The following is a 16,219-nucleotide window of genomic DNA, read 5'->3' as shown; positions in this document are numbered from 1 at the left end:
CCCCTTGCCTTGCCATCCAAAACACGAAACGATGATGTTCCAGTCATTCATTTCGTGAGCCTTTCGTGATCCGCAACTGTCTTGCCCTTCTCCTTGCCGCCACCGCGCTGACCGCACCGCTTGCCGCACAGGAGGAGGGGGAGAAGAAACCACCGCACGACGCCGCCGCCAAGGCCGAGGCGGAAGCCTCCTGGGCGCGCGCGCCGCTGGAGGAAACCGAGGTGCGCCATCGCGACAGCGTGACGATCAATGGTCGGGCCTATCCCTATATCGCCTCGGCGGGCACGCTGACCGTCCGGGATATCGAGGGCAAGCCGACCGCCTCGATGTTCTACACCGCCTATACGCTGGACGGTACGAAGCCCGGCACCAGGCGGCCGGTGACGTTTCTTTACAATGGCGGGCCGGGGTCTCCTTCCTTCTGGCTGCGCATGGGCTCGTTCGCACCGATCCGCATCCGTACGACCAGCCCGGAATTCGTGCGGCCCGCGCCCTATGATGTCGGCCCCAACCCGGACTCGCTGCTCGACAAGACCGACCTCGTCTTCATCGACGCGATGGGATCGGGCTATTCGCGGCCGCTCGGCGATATGAAGCCCGCGCAATTTTACGGTGTGGACGAGGATGTCGATGTCTTCGCCAAGGCGATCCAGCGTTACGTCACCAAATATGGCCGCTGGATGAGCCCGAAGTTCCTGCTCGGCGAAAGCTATGGCACGCTGCGCTCGGGCGCGCTGGCCTATCAGTTGCAGGAGCGGGGCATGGCGCTGAACGGGGTCGTGCTGCTCAGTTCGATCATGAATTACGGCTATCGCCAGCCGGGGCTGGACCAGGTCTATCTGAATTACCTGCCCAGCTATGCCGCGACCGCCTGGTATCACAATCGCCTGCCCGACCGACCCGCCGATGTCGCGACGGTGGTGGCGCAGGCGCGGGCCTTTGCGGTCGGGCCGTACATGTCGGCGCTGGCCAAGGGGCAGGGCATCTCGCCCCAGGAGCGCGACCAGATCGCCGAGCAGATGAGCCGTCTGATCGGCCTCTCGCCCGAGTTCATCAAGCGTGCGAACCTGCGCATCGACCTGCCGCGGTTCCAGAAGGAGCTGTTGCGCGGATCGGCGCGGACGGTGGGACGGTTCGATTCGCGCTATCTGGGCATCGACACCGACGCGGCGGGCGAGCGGCCGGAGACGGATGCTTCTTCGGACGCGATCTCAGGAGCTTACATCGCGTCCTTCCAGGACTATCTGCAATCGACGCTCGGCTACAAGACCGAGCTGCCCTATCGCCTGTCGGCGCGTGATGCGGCGGGCTGGACCTGGAACTGGAAGCACAGGGCACCCGACGGGTCGCAGAACAACCCCAACACCGCGATCGACCTCGCCGCCGCGATGCGGGCGAACCCGTATCTGAAGGTGCTGTCGATGAACGGCTATTACGACATGGCGACGCCGTTCTTCGGGACCGAGAACGACTTGGGCCACATGATGCTGGAGCCCGCGCAACAGGCGAATCTGCGGTTCGCTTATTATCCGGCGGGCCACATGACCTATCTGAACCCGGATGCGCTGCACAGCATGAAGGCAGATCTGTCGCGCTGGTATGACGAAGCGGTCAGCGACGCGAAGTCGGCCACGCCGCCGGTTCCACCTTCGGCGCAGGGGGCGGCCCGCTCCGACCGGCGGGGCAACTGACCGGATGAGCACCTGTCCCTGGGGCGATCATGGGCCTGATCGCTCCGGGGAACAGGGGGCCATGTCGAATTGGCATGGCGATCGGCGAAGCGGCTTTCGCGCTTCGATCCGGGTGATCGATATGTAACAGGGATACGGAAAATGGTGGACGCACTTGGGCTCGAACCAAGGACCCGCTGATTAAGAGTCAGCTGCTCTACCAACTGAGCTATGCGTCCAATGCCGGTCTGCGGCACGGCGGGGAGCGATGTCCCCGGCTGGTGGCGCGCTGTTAGCGGAGCGACTCCCACCTGCCAAGGGGGTTTTTGACATTTTTCTTGCGATGGGGACCGGCTCTCCCGATCCCCATCGACGCGACGATCAATAGCCGACGGTGAAGCGGCGGCGGATATGGCGGGGCTGTTCAATCTCGTCGACCAGCGCGACGGCGAAATCCTCATAGGAGATGCTGCTGCCCTTATCGTTGGACAGCAGCGTGTCGGTGCCCAGTCGGAACACGCCCGTCCGCTCGCCGGGCCCGAACATCGCCGAGGGGGAGAGGAAGGTCCATTCGAGGTCGTCCGCGGCGCGGAGCTGGTCGAGGAAAACGGCCCCCGCGCTCGCCTCCGTCCTGTACGCCTCCGGGAAGCTCGGCTGGTCGATCAGCCGCTGGCCGGGGGCGACCTCCAGGCTGCCCGCGCCGCCCACGACCAGATAGCGGGCGACGCCGGATGCACGGACCGTATCGATCAGCTTCTGCGCATCGGTCGAGTGGAACATCAGCGCGCTGACGACCGCGTCATGGCCTTTCAGCGTCGCGGCGAGGGCGGTGGGGTCGCTCGTGTCTCCCGCCACCGCCTCTACCCCCGGCAGGGCGGCGACCCGGTCGGGTTGGCGAGCGATCGCTGTCACCTGATGCCCACGGTCCGACAATTCCTTCAGAATGCGCGAGCCCGCGTTTCCCGATGCCCCGATCAGCGCGATATTCATGATGACGTCCTTTCGTCTTGACCCGTCGGTCCACTTTATAGACCAGCGAGTTATGCAGAGCGCCGCCGACCCACAAGACGTCATTTCAAAGGGACAAGGTCACGCCGACGTGACCGCTCCGCCACCCCTGCTGACGGGAGGGAGCGGGTGCCCGATCCGCGACGTGCTCGATCGGATCGGCGACCAGTGGAGCCTGTTGATCCTTGCCGCGCTCGAGCCGGAGACGTTGCGGTTCAACATGCTGCTCCGCCGGATCGGGGACGTGTCCAAACAGATGCTGTCGCGCACGCTGCGGCGGCTGGAGGAGGATGGCTTTGTCGAGCGCACCGTCCATGCCGAGGTGCCGCCGCGCGTCGAATACCGACTGACCCCATTGGGACGTTCATTCCTGGAGCCGATGCGCGGGCTGATCCGCTGGGCCGATACGCACAAGCCGGCGGTGGATGCGGCGCGGGCGGCGTACCGGGCACGCAGCTGAGGATATCGCGCCCCTATCCTGGGATGGAGAGGGGCGGCCGATGGTGGAAGGGGCTCGCCGCCGACGAGGCCCTTCCGTCCCCATATCAGGCGATATGGACCGCCTTGGTGATCATGTGGTTCGCAATGCCCTCGGGGCCGTCCTCCGAGCCATAGCCGCTTTCCTTGACCCCGCCGAACGGCGCGTCGCCCCAGCTCAGGCGCACCGTGTTGATCGCGACCATCCCGGCCTCGATCTCGTCACCCAACTGGTTCTGGCGGCGGCCGTTTTCGGTGAAGCAATAGGCGCCCAGGCCGAAGGGCAGGCGATTCGCCTCGGCGATCGCATCCTCGGTGGTGGCGAAGGGGCGGATCAGCGCGATCGGGCCGAACGGTTCCTCGTTCATCGCCTTGGCGTCGAGCGAGACGTCGGCCAGCACGGTGGGCGAGAAGAAGAAGCCGTTCCCGCTGCCCCTGGCCTCGCCGCCGGTCAGCATCCGCGCACCCGAGCGCACCGCATCCTCAATCATCGCGCCGATCGCCTCGGGGCGGCGCGGATTGGCCATCGGCCCCATCTGCGTGTCCGACGACAGGCCGTCACCGATCTTCAACGCGGCGGCGCGCTCGGCAAAGCCCTTGGCGAAACGCTCGTAAATCCCCTCCTGCACGTGGAAACGGGTGGGCGCGACGCAGACCTGGCCCGCATTGCGGAACTTGTGGGTGACCAGGATGTCGAGCGTCTTGTCGAGATCGCAATCGTCGAACACCAGCACCGGGCCGTGACCGCCCAGTTCCATGGTGGATTTCATGACGGTATCGGCGGCGAGCTTGAGCAGGTGCTTGCCGACCGGCACCGAGCCGGTGAAGCTGAGCTTGCGGGTGACGGGCGAGGCCAGCAGGTGGCGCGACACCGTGTCCGGCACGCCGAAGACCAGTTGCGCCACGTCGCCGGGCAGCCCGGCGTCCTGGAAGCAGCGCAGGATGGCGATCGCGCTGGCCGGGGTTTCCTCGCTGGGCTTCAGGATGACCGAGCAACCCGCGGCGATGGCCGGCGACAGCTTGCGCACCGGGTTCATCACCGGGAAGTTCCAGGCGCAGAAGGCCGCGACGGGACCGACCGGCTGGTGCAGCACCAGCGAGCGGGTGCCGGTCGGGCGCGGCAGGACGCGGCCATAGATTCGGACCGCCTCGCCCGCGTGGAAGTCGAGCAGCGCGGCCGTGGCGGCGACTTCGCCGCGTGCCTCGACGATCGGCTTGCCTTCCTCGATCGTGGCGAGCCGGGCCAGCTCCTCGGCGCGCTCGCGGACCAGGGCGGCGGTGCGCTGGAGCACGGCGGCGCGCTCCTGCGGCGACGTCTTGCGCCACGTCTCGAAGCCGCGCGCGGCAGCCTCCAGCGCGCGATCCATGTCGGCGGTGGTGGCGAGCGGCAGGTCGCCCAGCGCCGCGCCAGTCGCCGGGTTCAGCACGGTCTGGGTCTCGCGGCCCTCCGCGCCCAGCCACTCGCCGGCGATGTACAAGCCGTTCGTCACGTCAAAATGCGGGGCGGTCATGCGCGTCCTTTTCGGTATAATGAGGATGATGCGGGCGGGAGATCGGCCTTGTCGGCGGTCGATGCAAGGCCGGGTGGCGTCGGATCGGGCCTCTGTCGGGACCGAGGGAGCAAAAGCGGGGCTTTGTGCGTCCCAAGCATTCCGGCATTTCCTATCGGGGGGATCGAGATAGGTTACGCGCCGAAACGAAAGGGACAGGTCCATATGCGAGCACCATTTTCGGCAGTCTTTGCCGCGTTGATGATCGGGGCGATCGGCCTGTCCGGCTGCTCGGGCGGCGGCAGCGGCGGCAAGGGCTCGGTCGAGCTGCTGAACGTCAGCTATGATCCGACGCGCGAGCTCTACAAGGACGTGAACGCCGCCTTCGCCAAGCAGTGGAAGGACAAGACCGGCCAGACCGTCTCGTTTCGGATGAGCCATGGCGGATCGGGCAAGCAGTCGCGTTCGGTGATCGACGGGCTCTCGGCCGATGTGGTGACGCTGGCGCTCGCCTATGACATCGACGCCATTGCCGAGCGGGCCAAGCTGCTGCCCGCCAATTGGCAGACCCGTCTGCCGGACAATAGCGCGCCTTACACCTCGACCATCGTGTTCCTGGTCCGCAAGGGCAATCCCAAGGGCATTCGCGACTGGGCCGATCTGGTGAAGCCGGGCGTGCAGGTCATCACGCCCAGCCCCAAGACGAGCGGCGGTGCGCGGTGGAATTTCCTGGCCGCCTGGGCCTATGGCAGGAAGGCGGGCGGGTCGGAGGCGGCCGCGCAGAAATATGTCGCCAATCTCTATTCCCATGTTCCCGTGCTGGATTCGGGCGCGCGCGGCGCGACGACGACCTTTGTCGAGCGTGGCCTGGGCGATGTGCTGATCGCCTGGGAGAATGAGGCGCTGTTGTCCGAGAAGGAACTGGGCGCGGGCAAGTTCGACATCGTCGTGCCCTCCATCTCGGTCCTGGCCGAGCCGCCGGTTGCGGTGGTCGACGCCAATGCCAAGGCGCACGGCACCGAGCAGGTCGCGACCGAATATCTCAAATTCCTCTACACGCCCGAGGGGCAGGAGATCGCCGCGCGCAACTTCTATCGGCCGCGCGATCAGGCGGTGCTGGCCAAACATGCCGCGACCTTTCCCAAGCTGGAGATGGTGACGATCCGCGACTTTGGCGGCTGGGCCGCGGCGCAGAAGCGTTTCTTCGCCGATGGCGGCGTGTTCGACGCCATTTATGGCGGCAAGGCCGGGCGGCGTTGATCGCATGAGGGGGGCTAAACGCCGGTCGGCCTTGCCGGGCTTCGGCCTGACCATGGGCATGACCCTGTTGTGGTTGGGACTGCTCGTCCTGTTGCCGCTGTCCGCGCTGGTCGTGCGGGCGGCGGGCATGGGCTGGGAAGGTTTTGCCGAGGTCGGGTTGTCGCCGCGCGCGCTGGCGGCCTATCGCCTGAGTTTCGGCGCGGCGCTGGCGGCGGCGGCGATCAACGCGGTGTTCGGATTGCTGATCGCGTGGATCCTCGTCCGCTACGAATTTCCGGGCAAGAAGCTGATCGACGCGGCGGTCGACCTGCCCTTCGCGCTGCCAACGGCGGTGGCGGGCATCGCGCTGGTGTCGCTCTATTCGGACAATGGCTGGATCGGGTCGCTGGTGGCGCCGCTGGGCATCAAGGTCGCCTATACTCCATTGGGCGTTGCAATCGCCTTGGTTTTCATTGGCTTGCCCTTCATTGTTCGCTCGGTTCAGCCAGTGCTGGCGGACCTAGGACGCGATGTCGAGGAGGCGGCGGCGACACTGGGGGCGACGCGCGGACAGACCTTTCGGCGGATCATCCTGCCCGCGATCGCGCCCGCCCTGCTGACTGGTTTCGCGCTCGCCTTTGCGCGCGGTGTCGGCGAATATGGCTCGATCATCTTCATCGCGGGCAATATGCCCTTCAAGTCGGAGATCGCGCCGCTGCTCATCATCACCCAGCTCGAACAGTTTGACTATGACGGCGCGACGGCGATCGCCTGTGTGATGCTGATCCTGTCCTTCGCGATGCTGCTGTTCGTCAATCTTCTCCAGGCCTGGCGCGCGAAGCGGGGCACGCGATGAGCGCGTCCAACCCCACCACGCAGGAGAGTCCTGTCGCGCGTCGGGCGCTGATCGGCATCGGCTTCGTCTTCCTCGCGCTGTTCCTGTTCCTGCCGCTGGTCATGGTCTTCGCGGGCGCTCTGGCCAAGGGGTGGCAGGTGTTCGTCCAGGAGGTGTCGGACCCCGATGCACTTGCGGCGATCCGCCTGACCCTGCTCGTCGCCTCGATCGCGGTGCCGGTCAATGCGGTGTTCGGCGTGGCTGCTTCCTGGGCGATCGCGAAGTTCGACTTTCGCGGAAAAAGCCTTCTTATATCTTTGATAGACCTGCCTTTTTCGGTGTCGCCGGTGGTGTCCGGCCTGATCTTCGTACTGGTGTTCGGTGCGCAGGGCTGGCTGGGGCCTTGGTTGACCGAGCATGGCGTGCGGATCATCTTCGCGGTGCCGGGCATCGTGCTGGCGACGGTGTTCGTGACCTTTCCCTTCGTGGCACGCGAACTGATCCCCCTGATGGCCGAACAGGGGCGCGACGACGAGGAAGCGGCGCGGTCGCTGGGGGCGAGCGGGTGGCAGACCTTCTGGCATGTCACTTTGCCCAATATCCGCTGGGGGCTGCTCTATGGCGTGTTGCTTTGCAATGCCCGCGCGATGGGCGAGTTCGGCGCGGTGTCGGTGGTGTCGGGCCATATCCGGGGTCTGACCAACACCATGCCGCTGCATGTCGAGATTCTTTATAACGAATATGATTTTGTCGGCGCGTTCGCGGTGGCCTCCCTGCTCGCCTCGCTGGCGCTCGTGACTTTGGGAGTGAAGACCGTGTTGGAATGGCGTTTCGGCATCCATCGGGCGGGAGCCGCGCATTGAGCATCACTGTCGAGAATATCTCCCGCCGTTTCGGGGGCTTCACCGCGCTGGACCGCGTATCACTGGAAACCCGGCCGGGTGAGTTCCTCGCGCTGCTGGGGCCGTCGGGGTCGGGCAAGACGACGCTGCTGCGCACGATCGCGGGGCTCGACTTCGCGGACGAGGGCCATGTGCTGTTCGAGGGGCAGGACATGACCGACACCCCCGCCGCCGAGCGCCGGATCGGCTTCGTGTTCCAGAATTACGCGCTGTTCCGCCACATGACGGTGGCGCAGAACATCGCCTTCGGCCTGACGGTACGCAAGCGGCGCGATCGGCCCGGCAAGGCGGTGATCGCGGCCAAGGTCGCCGAACTGCTCGCGCTGATCCAGTTGCCGGGGGTCGGCGACCGCTTTCCCGCGCAATTGTCGGGCGGCCAGCGGCAGCGGGTCGCGCTGGCCCGTGCGCTGGCGATCGAGCCGCGACTGCTGCTCCTCGACGAACCGTTCGGTGCGCTCGACGCGCAGGTGCGAAAGGATCTGCGCGGCTGGCTGCGTCGGATCCATGACGAGACGGGGCTGACCTCGATCTTCGTGACGCATGATCAGGAGGAGGCGCTGGAACTGGCCGATCGGATCGTCGTGATGCGCGGCGGCGTGATCGAGCAGATCGGGACGCCGCATGAGGTCCAGGCCGAGCCGGCGACCGCCTTCGTCTCGTCCTTCATCGGCGAGACCAATTGCCTGCCCGTCGCGCGCGGCAATGGTTTGGCGACTGTCGGGCAGGGGCTGGCGACGCTGGGCGACGAAGCGCAGGGGCAGGGCAAAGGCGAACTGCATATCCGCCCGCACGATGTCGAGACGGCGCAGGCCGGCGCGGCCGACGCCTTGTCCGTGACCGTCCTGACCAGCCGTCCGATCGGCCGGTCGCGTCGTATCACCGCGCAGATCGCCGGGCTGGCCGATCCGTTGACCTTCGACCTGCCCGTCGAAACGCCGGCGGAGGCGGGTGACAGTCTGTCGCTACGGCCGACGCGCTACCGGATTTTTGCGACGACCTGACACCGCGTCCGGCGGACCATTTCACCCTCGCAACCGTTTGCCCGTTTGCCAGCCCGGAAGGGGGCGGGCATGGAGGCGGTCGCAAATGGGAGATCGAGGTTGAGGGTCGGACAGGAATGCTGGCGGATCGAGCAGGCGGACCGGATGGCGGTCATCGTCGATGCGGAGAAATATTTCCGCATGGCGCGCCGGGCGATGCTAAACGCGCGGCGGCAGATCCTGCTGATCGGCTGGGACTTCGACGCGCGGATCGTGCTGGACCATGACGAGGCACCGGATGAATCGCTGGGCGACTTCATCTATTCACTGGTTCAGCGGCAGCCCGAACTCGAAATCTTCCTGCTCCGCTGGGATACCGGGGCGCTCAAGTCGATGTTCCGGGGGCGGACCTTCTTCACCATGCTGAAATGGATGGCGCACAAGCGCATCCATACCAAGCTGGATGGCCATCATCCGGTCGCCGCCTCGCATCACCAGAAGATCGTCATCATCGACGACCAGCTCGCCTTTTGCGGCGGTATCGACATGACCGGCGACCGGTGGGACACGCGCGAGCATCGCGACCATGATCCCGGTCGAAAGCGTCCGGGCGGACAGCCCTACAAGCCCTGGCACGATGCCATCAGCGCGGTGGAGGGGCCCGTCACCCAAGCGCTGGGCGCGCTGTTCCGCGAGCGCTGGCGCGCCGCGGGGGGCAAGCCCATGGAGCCCGCTATACCGGGGGCGAGCTGCTGGCCCGAGGGGCTGGAGCCCGACTTCACCGACCAGCCCGTCGCCATCGCCCGCACCATGCCCGAGATGGACGACCAGGCCCCGGTGCATGAGAATGAGGCGCTGTTCCTGGCGCAGATCGCGCGGGCCGAGCGTTATGTCTATATCGAGAGCCAGTATTTCGCTTCGCGCCGGGTGGCGGAGGCGATCGCGCGGCGGCTGGACGAGGCGGACGGACCCGAATTCGTCATCATCAACCCGCTGACCGCGCAAGGCTGGTTGGAGCCGATCGCGATGGATACCGCGCGCGCGCGGTTGGTCGAGGCGTTGCGGCGGCGGGACCGGCATGGACGGTTGAAGCTCTACCACCCCTTCACCGCCGGGGGCGAGCCGATCTATTGCCATGCCAAGATCCTGATCGCCGACGACCGCGTGCTCCGGCTGGGATCGTCCAATCTCAACAACCGCTCGATGCGGCTGGATACCGAGTGCGACCTGGCGATCGCGGTCGAGCCGGACAGCGCGGCGGGGCGGCGAATCCTGGCGATCCGTGATGATCTGCTGGCCGAACATCTGGGGATCGTCCCGGCGCAGGTGGGGGAGACGATCGCGCGCACCGGCTCGTTGATCGCGGCGGTCGAGGCGTTGCGTGGGCAGGGGGGGCGTACGCTGCGCCCCTATGAAGTGCCCGACCTGTCGAGCGTCGAGCAATGGCTGGCCGACAACGAGGTGCTGGACCCAGAGGGGCCGGACGAGATGTTCGAAGCACTCAGCCGCCGCAAGGGGCTGTTCCGGCGGCTGCGGCGACGCTGATGGCGGAGATCATCAACTTTCGCCAGGCACGCAAAGCCGTTGTGCGAAAGGCGGCCGAACGACAAGCCGCCGAGAACCGTGCCCGGTTCGGCCGCACCAAGGCCGAGAAGCAACGCGATGCCGATGAACAGGAACGCCTGCGTCGCGAGCTGGACGGGGCCAAGCGGGACAAGGACGCTTAAGCCCGATCGGCCCTCAGCGCGGTATCGCGAACCAGATGGTGTGGGTGGCGCCCTTGCCGTTCTCGCGCGCCCGCACCCGCACTTCATCGACGGTAAAGCCCGCCCGCGACAATCGCCGGGTGAAGACCGGATCGGGGGCCGCCGACCAGATGGCGAGCACGCCGCCGGGCCTGAGCGCGACGCGCGCCTCGTCCAGCCCCCGGTTCGAGTAGAGCCCGTCATTGGCGGGACGGGTCAGCCCGTCGGGGCCGTTGTCGACGTCGAGCAGGATGGCGTCATACTGCCCGCGCCCGGCATAGATCGCATTGCCGACATCGCCCATGGCCAGCGTCACGCGGGGGTCGTCCAGGCATCCGGCGGTCAGCTCGGACATGGGGCCACGCGCCCATTCGATGATGCCGGGCACCAGTTCGGCCACCGTCACCCGCGCGTCGCGACCCAGCCGTTGGAGGACCGCGCGCAGGGTAAAGCCCATGCCATAGCCGCCGATCAACAGATGCGGGGCAGGGCGGCCGCCCAGGCGGTCGCAGGTCATCGTGCCCAGCGCCACTTCCGAACCGCTCATCCGCGTGCTCATTAGCTCATTGCGGTCGAGCACGATCATGAAGTCCTTGCCCCGGCGGAACAACCGCAGGGGCTCGCCGCCCGGCACTTCGGCAATGCCGAGCAGCTCGCGCGGGGTCATTTGCCCTGGCGCGCCTTGCGAGCCGCGTAGCGGGCGTCGCGCGCGGCCTTCAGTTCGGCGGCCGTGGGGACGACCGGCGGACGTGCGGCGGCGGCAGCGGCTTCTGCGGCGGCTTCGGCCTCCGCCTGGGCCTTGGCGCGGGCTTCCTCGCGCGCGGCCTTTTCCTGTTCGATCGCGGCCTTGTGCGCGGCGCGGCGCTCGGCGTCGGCGGCTTCCTTGGCCTCGCGCGCGGCGGCGCGGGCGGCGACCATCGCCGGGTCGGGCGCGGCCTTGTTGCGCAGCCGCTCGAGTGCGGCGGCCTTGGCGTCGCGCGAGGCTGCGGCACGATCGGCGAAACCGGGAACCTTATATCCTGCCATCAATCATCTATCCCGCTGAAGGGCTGCAAGGGCCCAATGCACAACGGCCCCGCATCGCTGCGGAGCCGTTGGAGAAACTGGTGGACGCACTTGGGCTCGAACCAAGGACCCGCTGATTAAGAGTCAGCTGCTCTACCAACTGAGCTATGCGTCCGGCGTCACGCTCGTCAGGCCGTCCGGCGGCCCGCCTCGTGATCGGGAGGCGCGCCTTTAGCATTGTGATCACGCTTTGCAAACGCTTTTTGGCCGGATGTGGCGATTTTTTGCGCTACCAGCGCGGGGCGCGTCGGTTCTCCCGGTCGATCGCCATCAGGATACCCAGGCACAACAGCACCGTCATCTGTGACGATCCGCCATAGCTGACCAGCGGCAGGGGAATGCCGACCACCGGGGCGAGGCCCATCACCATCATCAGATTGACCATCATGTAGATGAAGATCGTCGTGGACAGTCCCGCCGCGGTCAGCCGGGCAAAGCGGTTCGGGGCCGCCTGCGCCACGTTCAGGCCCCATCGGATGACGAGCAGGAAGGCCAGGATCAGGAAGCATCCGCCGACCAGTCCCCATTCCTCCGCCATGGTGGCGAAGACGAAATCGGTATGGCCTTCGGGCAGATAGTCGAGATGGCTCTGCGTGCCGTTCAGGAAGCCCTTGCCCCAGATGCCGCCCGATCCGATCGCGATCTTGGACTGGCTGATATGATAGCCGGTGCCGAGCGGGTCGCTTTCGGGATCGAGGAAGATGAGGACGCGGTTGCGTTGATAATCGTGCAGGACGAAGTTGACCGCCAGCGGCGCCAGGACGGCCAGCGCCATCGCGCCGCCGATGAACAGGCGCAGCGGCACCCCCGCCAGGAACATGACGGTGGCACCACCGGCGCAGATCATCAGCGCGGTGCCGAGGTCGGGCTGTTTCATGACCAGCGCGGCGGGCACGCCGACCATCGCCGCGACGGGCCATATGCCGGAGAAACGCCGCGTCTCGCCCGGCGGCATCATCTCGTAGAAACGCGCCGAGGCGAGCACGATGAACAGCTTCATCAACTCGGACGGCTGGAGCCGGATGAACCCGACGTCCAGCCATCGCTGGCTGCCTCCGCGTACCGCGCCGAGCAGTTCGACCATCACCAGTGCGACGACGAGGATCAGATAGCCGGGCATCGCGACCCGTCGCCACAGGTCGAGCGGCAGGCGCGACAGCACCAGCGATCCCGCCAGCAGGACGAAGAAGCGCACCCCCTGCGGCTTGGCCCAGGGAGTCAAGGATCCGCCCGCCGCCGAATACAGGACGACCAGGCCGAAACAGCCGATCGCCATCACCAGCAGGATCACCCGCCAGGGCAGTTGCGCGATCGGCTCCGGGATGATGCGCGGGCCGCTCATGGATTGGTCTCGGTCGTGTCGTCGCTCGGTTCGTCGGCGCTGGACGCCATCGCCTCGGCCTGGGCGTCGGACACGTTGGTCGCGGCCTTGACCGCAGGCGCGGCGGTGGGGGCGCCCGCATCGGTCTTGGTCGCGGCGGAGGCGGGCTTGGGCGAATGCGCGGCGCGATAGGCGGCTTCCTCGGCCCGCATCCGGGTCGTGATGTCGCCGCCCCAGGTTGGTTCGTCCTGCGCCAGCGAGGCGAGCGCGCGGTCGCGATCGAACAGATAGGTCATGATGTCCCGCCCGATCAGCGGGGTGTCGAGATTGCGCACGGTATGGCCGTTATGCTCCAAGACGACGGCAGCCGCGTATCGCGGATTGTCGGCGGGTGCGAAGCAGACGAACAGCGCGTGGTCGCGCAGCTTGAACGGCAATTGCCCGTTTTTCAGGACGCCCATCCGCCGCTCGGCCATGGTGATGCGGCGGACCTGCGCCGTGCCGGTCTTGGCCGCCAGCGTGATGCCGGGCACCAGCATCCGCGCCGCGCCGCCGGTGCCGCCCTGGTTGACCACGCCGAACATCGCATCACGCACGATCGCCAGATGCTCCGAGGCGACGGGCAAAGCGGGGGCATCGAGATGGACCTGATGGGCCAGCAGGCTGGGCTGCAGGGCGCGGCCCGATGCCAGTCGTGCCGCCATCACCGCCAGTTGCAGCGGATTGGCAAGCACATAGCCCTGGCCGATCGAAGCGTTCAGACCATCGGCGACTGTCCATTTCGTCTTGTATTTCTTCAGCTTCCACGCCGGATCAGGTACGGTGCCGTAACGTTGCGTGCTGAGCGGCAGGTCGAATTTCTGGCCCAGCCCGACCATCCGCGCGACGGGCGCGATCCGGTCATATCCCATGCGGCGGATCATCTCGTAGAAATAGATGTCGCAGCTCTGTTCGATCGCGCCTTTCAGGTTCAGCGCGCCGTGCCCGCCCCGCTTGTGGCAGTGGAAGACGCCCGTGCCGACCCGCATCGCGCCGGTGCACAGCACGCGGTCATCGGCGCCGACACCCGCCTCCAGCAGGGCGAGGCCGTTCATCGGCTTGACCGTCGATCCCGGTGGATAGAGCCCCTGTGTCACCTTGTTCATCAAGGGCACATGGTCGTTTTCCGACAGCATCGCCCATTCCAGATGGCTGATCCCATCCGAAAAGCTGTTGGGGTCGTAAGCGGGCATCGACACCATCGCCAGCGTCTCGCCGGTGCGGCAGTCGAGCACCACCGCCGAGCCCGAATTGGTGCCCAGGCGACGTGCGGCATATTCCTGCAACCCCGCATCGATGGTCAGGCGGATGTTGCGGCCGGGTACGTCGGGGCGGGTGGCGAGCTCGGCGACGACCTTGCCCCGCGCGGTCACTTCCACCCGCTTGGCGCCCGGCTTGCCGCGCAGGAGCGGCTCCAGCATCTTTTCCAGCCCGTCCTTGCCCAGCTTGAAGCCGGGGGTGACCAACAACTGGTCATGGGTCGCCTTGAACTGCTCGGCGGTGGGCGTGCCGACATAGCCGGTCAGATGCGCGACGGCTGGCCCGGCGGGATAGAAGCGTGCGAAGCCCCGCGTCGGCTGTACGCCGGGCAGTTCGGGCAGACGGACGCTGACCGCGGCGAAGCGATCCCAGTCCAGCCGCTCGGCGACCTGCACCGGCTGGAACCCGGCTGCATGGTCCAGGTCGAGGCGGATGCGGTTCATCGCCTCGTCGTCCAGCTTCAGGATCTGGCGGAGCAGGTTCAGGACGCGGTCCTTGTCCTCCAGCCGGTCGGGGATGATGTCGACGCGGAAATCGGTGCGGTTATTGGCGATCGGAACGCCATGCCGATCGATCAGCCAGCCGCGACGCGGTGGCACCATCGTCGTGTTGACGCGATTGCTCTCGGAGAGAAGATTATACTTCTCGTTCTGCGCGATCGACAGCCACGCCATGCGCCCGGCGAGCATCAGGCCGACCGCGCCCTGCGCCGCGCCCAGCACGAAGGCGCGGCGGGAAAAACTATAGGCCTGCGCGGCCTCGGTCATGATCCGCCCCCGGCGTTCCATGCTCAGGCCCCTACCTCATTTCGGCCGCGTTTGCGATCGATCCAGGCGACCAGCCGCGTCGCCATCGGGAAGAGCAGGATGGTGATCCCGATCTGGATCAGCAGCGGCGCGTCGACCTGCGCCCCGACCGGCACCGCCAGGAAACGGCCCGCGATCAGGCAGAAGGCGATGGCCCCGCTGGCGATCAACCAGTCCTGCCAGAAATCACGGAAGACGAGCCGATGTTCGAACAGATCGATGGCTAGCGAGGTCAGCGACCAGAGCAGCATCGCTGAACCTAGTGGCTGGCCGGACACCAGATCGTCGAACAAGCCCAGCGGAGCGGCCGCCCAGAGCCGCAGCGCGAACCGCGCCACCAGCCGCCAGGCGAGCAGCATCAACAGGCCCGTCGGAGGCTGCAACGGCACGATCGCGACCACCGGCACGATCGCGAGCAGCGATCCGGCCATCACGGTCAGCCATGGCAACGCGCGCGCACGCGAAGGAGGCAGTCCGGGGTCGAAGGGGTTGCTGGTGTCGAGGGTCACGGCCGGGGTGCCGGCGCTGGTGGCGGCATCGGCATGAAGGCACGCTGAACGATCGCGAAGTCGAGCGTGTCGGGGTGGACGAAGGGCCTGGCAAGCGCGGTGTCGCCGCCATCGGTCCGAATGACCGCGACCGGAATATTGGGCGCATAGAGGCCGCCCGTGCCCGATGTGACGAACAGCTCGCCCCTGGCCAGCCGGACATTGGTGTTGACCGAGCGGATGTCCACCATGCCGTCGCCGCGACCGACCGCGATCGCGGGCAGGCCGTCGCGGGTGCGGCGGACGGGCACGATGCTTTCGGGATCGGTGAGCAGCAGGACGCGCGCGGCGGCGGGCCCGGCCTCTGTCACCCGGCCGATCAGACCCTCCGGCCCGCGCACCGCCATGCCGGGGCTGACACCCTGCCAGCGACCCGCATTGAGCAGCGCGAAGCGGCGGCCGCTCGACCCGGTGGAACTGACCAGCCGCGCGGTCGCGACCGTATCCGGCGTCCGGTCGCGCACCGCCAGCAGGCGGCGCAGGCGGCGATTGTCCTGGGCGATCGTGCGCGCGGTCAGCAGGATCCTGCGCGACTGCTCCAGCTCGGCGCGCAGCCGCTCATTCTCGGAATGGACGAAGAAATAATGGCCGATCGCATCAGGCACGCCGCTGACCGCGTCGCCGACCGCGACGAAAGCGCCGGAGACGGGGGCGGTCACACTGCCCAGCGTCATGCGAAGCGCGGCGAAGGCGGGCGGGTTGAAGGTCGATGCGACAAGCAGCACCGCCCCCACCACCGCACCCGCCACCGCGAGCACATAGGCCAGGAAAGCTCCATATTGCCGCCGTCGCGAAAAGCCTGTGCGACGGTCGCGGGCGGGCGCCATGCGCCGG

16 protein-coding genes and 2 tRNA genes are annotated in these 16,219 nt (G+C 67.0%); 8 read left to right on the top strand and 10 right to left on the bottom strand.

Annotation, left to right across the window (positions count from 1 at the left end; translation table 11 throughout):
* The first annotated feature begins 65 nt into the window (after positions 1 to 65).
* Positions 66 to 1,691 (top strand): peptidase S10, encoded by a 1,626-nt coding sequence (locus tag ABDV78_RS08060; RefSeq protein ID WP_343526855.1) that lies wholly within the window; start codon positions 66 to 68, stop codon positions 1,689 to 1,691.
* Between the two features lie 142 nt (positions 1,692 to 1,833).
* Here ABDV78_RS08060 and ABDV78_RS08055 read toward each other — a convergent pair.
* Both ABDV78_RS08055 and ABDV78_RS08050 read right to left on the bottom strand, forming a co-directional pair.
* A tRNA-Lys gene (locus tag ABDV78_RS08055) sits at positions 1,834 to 1,909 on the bottom strand.
* 142 nt (positions 1,910 to 2,051) lie between these two features.
* Entirely contained in the window at positions 2,052 to 2,660 is a 609-nt protein-coding gene (locus tag ABDV78_RS08050) for an NAD(P)-dependent oxidoreductase (RefSeq protein ID WP_343526854.1), read from the bottom strand.
* Positions 2,661 to 2,769: 109 nt separating this feature from the next.
* Between ABDV78_RS08050 and ABDV78_RS08045 the strand changes: the two genes are divergently transcribed.
* Positions 2,770 to 3,138 carry a helix-turn-helix domain-containing protein gene (locus ABDV78_RS08045; protein WP_343526853.1) on the top strand — a complete coding sequence of 123 codons (369 nt, stop codon included), beginning with the start codon at positions 2,770 to 2,772 and terminating at the stop codon, positions 3,136 to 3,138.
* Positions 3,139 to 3,223: 85 nt separating this feature from the next.
* On the opposite strand, the gene ABDV78_RS08040 is transcribed toward ABDV78_RS08045, so the two are convergent.
* Entirely contained in the window at positions 3,224 to 4,666 is a 1,443-nt protein-coding gene (locus tag ABDV78_RS08040; protein ID WP_343526852.1) for an NAD-dependent succinate-semialdehyde dehydrogenase, read from the bottom strand.
* Between the two features lie 204 nt (positions 4,667 to 4,870).
* Between ABDV78_RS08040 and ABDV78_RS08035 the strand changes: the two genes are divergently transcribed.
* The 6 genes from ABDV78_RS08035 (at position 4,871) to ABDV78_RS08010 (ending at position 10,328) form a co-directional block, all read left to right on the top strand.
* Positions 4,871 to 5,905 carry a sulfate ABC transporter substrate-binding protein gene (locus ABDV78_RS08035; protein WP_343526850.1) on the top strand — a complete coding sequence of 345 codons (1,035 nt, stop codon included), beginning with the start codon at positions 4,871 to 4,873 and terminating at the stop codon, positions 5,903 to 5,905.
* Between the two features lie 4 nt (positions 5,906 to 5,909).
* Positions 5,910 to 6,740, top strand: a complete 831-nt coding sequence (gene cysT, locus ABDV78_RS08030) for a sulfate ABC transporter permease subunit CysT (RefSeq protein WP_343526849.1) — start codon at positions 5,910 to 5,912, stop codon at positions 6,738 to 6,740.
* Complete coding sequence (cysW, locus tag ABDV78_RS08025) at positions 6,737 to 7,582, top strand: sulfate ABC transporter permease subunit CysW (protein ID WP_343526848.1); 846 nt, start codon at positions 6,737 to 6,739, stop codon at positions 7,580 to 7,582. The genes cysT and cysW overlap by 4 nt, the downstream gene beginning before the upstream one ends.
* Positions 7,579 to 8,622 carry a sulfate/molybdate ABC transporter ATP-binding protein gene (locus ABDV78_RS08020; protein ID WP_343526847.1) on the top strand — a complete coding sequence of 348 codons (1,044 nt, stop codon included), beginning with the start codon at positions 7,579 to 7,581 and terminating at the stop codon, positions 8,620 to 8,622. The genes cysW and ABDV78_RS08020 overlap by 4 nt, the downstream gene beginning before the upstream one ends.
* A 144-nt stretch (positions 8,623 to 8,766) precedes the next feature.
* Positions 8,767 to 10,146: a phospholipase D-like domain-containing protein gene (locus ABDV78_RS08015; protein ID WP_343526902.1), complete on the top strand. Its 1,380-nt coding sequence runs from the start codon at positions 8,767 to 8,769 to the stop codon at positions 10,144 to 10,146.
* On the top strand, positions 10,146 to 10,328 hold the full coding sequence (locus ABDV78_RS08010; RefSeq protein WP_343526846.1) for a DUF4169 family protein: 183 nt from the start codon (positions 10,146 to 10,148) through the stop codon (positions 10,326 to 10,328). Before ABDV78_RS08015 ends, ABDV78_RS08010 begins: the two co-directional genes overlap by 1 nt.
* Positions 10,329 to 10,341: 13 nt before the next feature.
* On the opposite strand, the gene ABDV78_RS08005 is transcribed toward ABDV78_RS08010, so the two are convergent.
* The 7 genes from ABDV78_RS08005 to mreC all read right to left on the bottom strand — a co-directional run bounded on the left by ABDV78_RS08005 (position 10,342) and on the right by mreC (position 16,212).
* Positions 10,342 to 11,013, bottom strand: coding sequence for a spermidine synthase (locus tag ABDV78_RS08005; protein WP_343526845.1), 672 nt, complete (start codon positions 11,011 to 11,013; stop codon positions 10,342 to 10,344).
* On the bottom strand, positions 11,010 to 11,372 hold the full coding sequence (locus tag ABDV78_RS08000) for a DUF6481 family protein (protein WP_343526844.1): 363 nt from the start codon (positions 11,370 to 11,372) through the stop codon (positions 11,010 to 11,012). The genes ABDV78_RS08005 and ABDV78_RS08000 overlap by 4 nt, the downstream gene beginning before the upstream one ends.
* A 78-nt stretch (positions 11,373 to 11,450) precedes the next feature.
* Positions 11,451 to 11,526, bottom strand: a tRNA-Lys gene (locus tag ABDV78_RS07995).
* Between the two features lie 114 nt (positions 11,527 to 11,640).
* On the bottom strand, positions 11,641 to 12,753 hold the full coding sequence (gene rodA, locus ABDV78_RS07990; protein WP_343526843.1) for a rod shape-determining protein RodA: 1,113 nt from the start codon (positions 12,751 to 12,753) through the stop codon (positions 11,641 to 11,643).
* Positions 12,750 to 14,819 carry a penicillin-binding protein 2 gene (gene mrdA / locus ABDV78_RS07985; protein ID WP_343526842.1) on the bottom strand — a complete coding sequence of 690 codons (2,070 nt, stop codon included), beginning with the start codon at positions 14,817 to 14,819 and terminating at the stop codon, positions 12,750 to 12,752. Before mrdA ends, rodA begins: the two co-directional genes overlap by 4 nt.
* 2 nt (positions 14,820 to 14,821) lie before the next feature.
* Entirely contained in the window at positions 14,822 to 15,346 is a 525-nt protein-coding gene (mreD, locus tag ABDV78_RS07980) for a rod shape-determining protein MreD (RefSeq protein ID WP_343526841.1), read from the bottom strand.
* On the bottom strand, positions 15,343 to 16,212 hold the full coding sequence (mreC, locus tag ABDV78_RS07975) for a rod shape-determining protein MreC (RefSeq protein WP_343526840.1): 870 nt from the start codon (positions 16,210 to 16,212) through the stop codon (positions 15,343 to 15,345). Before mreC ends, mreD begins: the two co-directional genes overlap by 4 nt.
* Positions 16,213 to 16,219 lie beyond the last annotated feature (7 nt).

The sequence above is a fragment of the Sphingomonas sp. genome, from assembly GCF_039594485.1.
Taxonomy (GTDB): domain Bacteria; phylum Pseudomonadota; class Alphaproteobacteria; order Sphingomonadales; family Sphingomonadaceae; genus Sphingomonas.
The sequence above is the reverse complement of the archived record's forward strand: the minus strand, read 5'-3'. Positions and strand labels throughout refer to the sequence as shown.

Coding starts and splice junctions, on each gene's coding strand:
- ABDV78_RS08050 (WP_343526854.1), bottom strand. CDS start 2,660: ATGAATATCGCGCTGATCGGGGCATCGGGAAACGCGGGCTCGCGCATT.
- ABDV78_RS08040 (WP_343526852.1), bottom strand. CDS start 4,666: ATGACCGCCCCGCATTTTGACGTGACGAACGGCTTGTACATCGCCGGC.
- ABDV78_RS08035 (WP_343526850.1), top strand. CDS start 4,871: ATGCGAGCACCATTTTCGGCAGTCTTTGCCGCGTTGATGATCGGGGCG.
- cysT (WP_343526849.1), top strand. CDS start 5,910: ATGAGGGGGGCTAAACGCCGGTCGGCCTTGCCGGGCTTCGGCCTGACC.
- cysW (WP_343526848.1), top strand. CDS start 6,737: ATGAGCGCGTCCAACCCCACCACGCAGGAGAGTCCTGTCGCGCGTCGG.
- ABDV78_RS08015 (WP_343526902.1), top strand. CDS start 8,767: ATGGCGGTCATCGTCGATGCGGAGAAATATTTCCGCATGGCGCGCCGG.
- ABDV78_RS08010 (WP_343526846.1), top strand. CDS start 10,146: ATGGCGGAGATCATCAACTTTCGCCAGGCACGCAAAGCCGTTGTGCGA.
- ABDV78_RS08005 (WP_343526845.1), bottom strand. CDS start 11,013: ATGACCCCGCGCGAGCTGCTCGGCATTGCCGAAGTGCCGGGCGGCGAG.
- ABDV78_RS08000 (WP_343526844.1), bottom strand. CDS start 11,372: ATGGCAGGATATAAGGTTCCCGGTTTCGCCGATCGTGCCGCAGCCTCG.
- rodA (WP_343526843.1), bottom strand. CDS start 12,753: ATGAGCGGCCCGCGCATCATCCCGGAGCCGATCGCGCAACTGCCCTGG.
- mrdA (WP_343526842.1), bottom strand. CDS start 14,819: ATGGAACGCCGGGGGCGGATCATGACCGAGGCCGCGCAGGCCTATAGT.
- mreC (WP_343526840.1), bottom strand. CDS start 16,212: ATGGCGCCCGCCCGCGACCGTCGCACAGGCTTTTCGCGACGGCGGCAA.